At 37.9% G+C, this 3,818-nt stretch carries 6 protein-coding genes; 5 read left to right on the top strand and 1 reads right to left on the bottom strand.

The genetic code is table 11. The features are described 5' to 3' along the window. The first annotated feature begins 387 nt into the window (after positions 1-387). Positions 388-816, top strand: a complete 429-nt coding sequence (rplM, locus tag FTU77_RS05780; RefSeq protein ID WP_004722943.1) for a 50S ribosomal protein L13 — start codon at positions 388-390, stop codon at positions 814-816. Between the two features lie 12 nt (positions 817-828). Further along, the gene (rpsI, locus tag FTU77_RS05775; RefSeq protein ID WP_078190115.1) at positions 829-1,215 is read left to right on the top strand and encodes a 30S ribosomal protein S9; all 387 of its coding nucleotides are present in this window, start codon (positions 829-831) and stop codon (positions 1,213-1,215) included. Positions 1,216-1,278: 63 nt separating this feature from the next. Here the strand turns inward: rpsI and FTU77_RS05770 are convergent, their stop codons facing one another. Further along, positions 1,279-1,524, bottom strand: a complete 246-nt coding sequence (locus FTU77_RS05770) for a hypothetical protein (RefSeq protein ID WP_180055212.1) — start codon at positions 1,522-1,524, stop codon at positions 1,279-1,281. Between the two features lie 159 nt (positions 1,525-1,683). On the opposite strand from FTU77_RS05770, the gene FTU77_RS05765 reads away from it, so the two are divergent. From FTU77_RS05765 to FTU77_RS05755, 3 genes are read left to right on the top strand one after another with little or no spacing between them, the layout of a single operon-like run. Then, positions 1,684-2,337 (top strand): glutathione S-transferase N-terminal domain-containing protein, encoded by a 654-nt coding sequence (locus FTU77_RS05765; RefSeq protein ID WP_078194277.1) that lies wholly within the window; start codon positions 1,684-1,686, stop codon positions 2,335-2,337. A gap of 27 nt (positions 2,338-2,364) precedes the next feature. Continuing rightward, the gene (locus tag FTU77_RS05760; protein ID WP_180055210.1) at positions 2,365-2,793 is read left to right on the top strand and encodes a ClpXP protease specificity-enhancing factor; all 429 of its coding nucleotides are present in this window, start codon (positions 2,365-2,367) and stop codon (positions 2,791-2,793) included. Between the two features lie 18 nt (positions 2,794-2,811). Continuing rightward, the gene (locus FTU77_RS05755; protein WP_180055208.1) at positions 2,812-3,453 is read left to right on the top strand and encodes a hypothetical protein; all 642 of its coding nucleotides are present in this window, start codon (positions 2,812-2,814) and stop codon (positions 3,451-3,453) included. Positions 3,454-3,818: the final 365 nt, after the last annotated feature.

The following is a 3,818-nucleotide window of genomic DNA, read 5'->3' as shown; positions in this document are numbered from 1 at the left end:
GAAACCAATAAATAACTAAGGAAAAATAAAGTGAGCATCATCAACAAAACGATGATCGCACCATCCGCCCCATGCAAATATACCAAATACAAAAAAGTTGGGCTTAAAATCAAGGTGCTACATAAGCCCATTAAATACCACCAATGTCGCAAAATAAGGGTTCAGATGTGTTTTTTAACAGATTAGAATTCGACATGATTTACTTTCATCCGCTTTTTTTATAATTTCTGGATTATCTACTGTTTATTGCTGAAGAAATATACTACAATACAGCGCTTGAAATTTTATATTTTCATTTGTGATTCTTCACGTATTCGTATAGAATCGCGTCTCCTTTTGTTTGGACAGCTTCCATAGTCCAAACCAACTATAATAGGTAGTGGTTTAATGAAAACTCTCAGCGCTAAGCCAGCTGAAGTTCAACACGACTGGTACGTTGTTGATGCTTCTGGCAAAACTTTAGGTCGCCTTGCGACTGAAATCGCTCGTCGTTTACGCGGTAAGCACAAAACTTCTTATACTCCTCACGTTGACACTGGTGACTACATCGTTGTTATCAATGCTGAGCAAGTTCAAGTGACTGGTAAAAAATCACTTGATAAGAAATATTATCGCCACACTGGTTTCCCTGGTGGTATTCGTGAAACTAATTTCGAAAAATTAGTTGCTCACAAACCAGAAGAAATCTTCGAACGTGCTGTAAAAGGCATGTTGCCAAAAGGTCCTCTTGGTTATGCAATGATCAAGAAAATGAAAGTGTACGCTGGTACTGAGCATCCACATACTGCTCAACAGCCACAAGTTTTGGACATCTAAGGGATACAGCACATGGCTACTAACTATGGTACAGGTCGCCGTAAGACCGCAACTGCACGTGTTTTCCTATCAGCTGGTACTGGTAAACTCGTAATCAACAACCGTTCTTTAGAACAATATTTCGGTCGTGAAACTGCTCGTATGGTTGTTAACCAACCACTTGAGCTTTTAGAAGCTACTGAGAAATATGACCTTTACATCACTGTTGCTGGTGGTGGTATCGGTGGTCAAGCAGGCGCTATCCGTCACGGTATTACTCGTGCATTGATCGCTTCTGACGAAACTCTTAAACCTGCTCTTCGTCAAGCTGGTTTCGTTACTCGTGATGCTCGTGAAGTTGAACGTAAGAAACTTGGTTTACGTAAAGCTCGTAAACGTCCTCAATTCTCTAAACGTTAATTCGTTTACCGAATCGGACAAAAAAACCTTGGCTTATGCCAAGGTTTTTTTATATCTTGATTTTTATGAAGATGATGCAAATATAACAACGAACCGATAAACCAAGAGACTCAAACTCGCAATTAAGCATATAACCGACAGTGTTAGTGTAATTGTACAGATGGTGATTTTGCTTTTTTGTTCTAGGCTATCATCCTCTGCTCCATAATCAGAGGCATAACCTCCAGCGAGTGCCGTATAAAAGCCAATGCCCATAAAAATAACCGCAGCGAAAAATAATAATTTTTGTACAAGTGCAATGGTCATCATGCGGTGATGATCAGGTAAATGAATGACATGACAATCTATCAGATAAAATAAACCAAAACTGGAATTTTCGTTGTAGCTGCATTGATATTGCTAAAGTCTCCGTGATTTTACTGTCTAATTTTAGTATCCTATCTTATTCATTTCTCATCGTCTCGGATTATGTCAGTCGAAAATGCACCTCTCCAAGGGATTACGCTTTACAGTCATGCGGATGACTTTCGCTCACACTGGATACGCTATGTACTTGCAGAGAAGCAAATCAAACATAATTTAATTATTGCTGATGATGAAGACGAAGATCTTGCGAGTTTAAATCCCTACAATCAACTTCCGATGATGATTGAAAATGGCCTAAAACTCTATAACAGCAGTATTATTGCCGAATATCTGGATGACCGTTATCGTCAAAATAAACTGTATGCAGATGCACCTATGCCTCGTGCAGAGCAACGTCAATATGTATGGCGCTTCGAACAAGATTGGTTAAGACTGGCGGATATTATGCTTCGCCATCCCGATACCCTCGATGAAAAAGCCAAGCAAAAAGCACAAAAACAATTACGTGATACACTCATATCACTAACCCCCTTGTTTCAGCATTATCCTTATTTTATGTCTGAACAATTTAGCATGTTAGACTGTATGCTCGCGCCTATATTTCTGCGCCTAAAAGCCATGGGTATTGAGCTTCCCAAACAGCAATGCCGTCCTATATTTCTCTATTGCCAACGCATCTTTAGCCGTCCAGCATTTATCAAATCAATGACATTGCAGGAAAAAAATCGCTATAGCGAGCTTTTAGCAAAAAATTAATTTTCCATAAATATTCGAGTAAGCATTATGTCTGAACAGGAACTACAACTCACTCCAACGCGTCCATACTTAACACGGGCACTTTATGAATGGATTTGTGAAAATAAACTTACGCCCTACCTACTTGTCGATGCGACACAGAATGGTACGATGGTGCCAGTTCAATATATTCAAGATGGCCAAATTGTCCTGAATATCGCACCTCATGCAACGCATGCGCTACACATGAGCAATGAGACGATTACTTTCTCTGCACGCTTTGGTGGCGTTTCGCAAAACCTCTATATCCCCTTTTCTGCTGTTCTAGGCATCTATGCACGTGAAAATGGTCAAGGTATGTTCTTCGATCCTCAAGAATATGAAGGTATTCAGAATGATCAAAATGCTTTAAAATCAAACGACCAAGAACAACAAGAGCAACCGAAGAAAAAACCGGGTTTAAGGTTGCTCGATTAAAGAATAAGGAAGCGAATAATGGCTTTTGATTTAGTACAATATTTTGTCGAACAAATAGAATCTCAAAAGCCTACGCTTTTAAGTCATTTAAATCGTGAAGAAAAACGACAACATTTACGTGAAATTAATGCTTTAACCTTAGGTGAATTAATTCATCAGCTACGCATTAATGGCGAAAAGGTTTATCAAGAAATTACTCAGCCTGATGAACTCTATATTCAGGAAGTTTCACGCCATCTCACTACAAACCCTTCAAATGCATCAACATTAGAACGCTCTGAACTCGAAAACCTAACTACAGAAGTTTTTCATTTACAATTAAATGAATTAAAACAACTTCATGATACAGGCTCACATTCGCCACAAAGTATTCGAGAATTACTCAATGGACAAATTGAACATCTTTCTGGTCAAGCGGATGATTGGGTTTGGTCAACAAACAACCTAACAGAGCTCCTTGGTTCTAAACCAAATCTGCAAGAAGAGATATCATTAGAAGCATCAATGAAGGAGTTCAATCAAATGGTTAATCAACAACATACGCAAGATGACGTGACAACTGAAGTACAAGTACCAACTTGGTCAAAAATTGTAGAGCCTATCGTTGCAGTGGTGATTTTATGGATTCTAGCATCTGCAGCTTGTAATATTTTTGCTTAAGTGACTTCATTTTTCTAAATCAATGACCTGCTTTTTAAGCAGGTTTTTTTTAATCGAATATTCTAAATTACACGCCTTTAGATCACTTTTTGTTTTCTTTATGTAAATCAGTCAGCTTTAGTCTGCAAAAATCGAGTTTTATCACACCATTTACAAAATATTACATTTGAATTTTGGTAAATTTTATATCAAAAATAAAGTTTTAAAATACATAAAAAATATATATAGCAAATTAAATTGTTAGCGGCAGTGTAAAAATGACCCCCTAATGGCATTTAAAAACTGACCCCCTTGGTTAATATAGCGGTCATTTTGGACTGCTCAACATGTTAACTTTGGAGCAAGCAGTGACAATCCAAATACTT

This window comes from Acinetobacter sp. YH12142 (assembly GCF_013418435.1).
Taxonomy (GTDB): domain Bacteria; phylum Pseudomonadota; class Gammaproteobacteria; order Pseudomonadales; family Moraxellaceae; genus Acinetobacter; species Acinetobacter amyesii.
The sequence above is the reverse complement of the archived record's forward strand: the minus strand, read 5'-3'. Positions and strand labels throughout refer to the sequence as shown.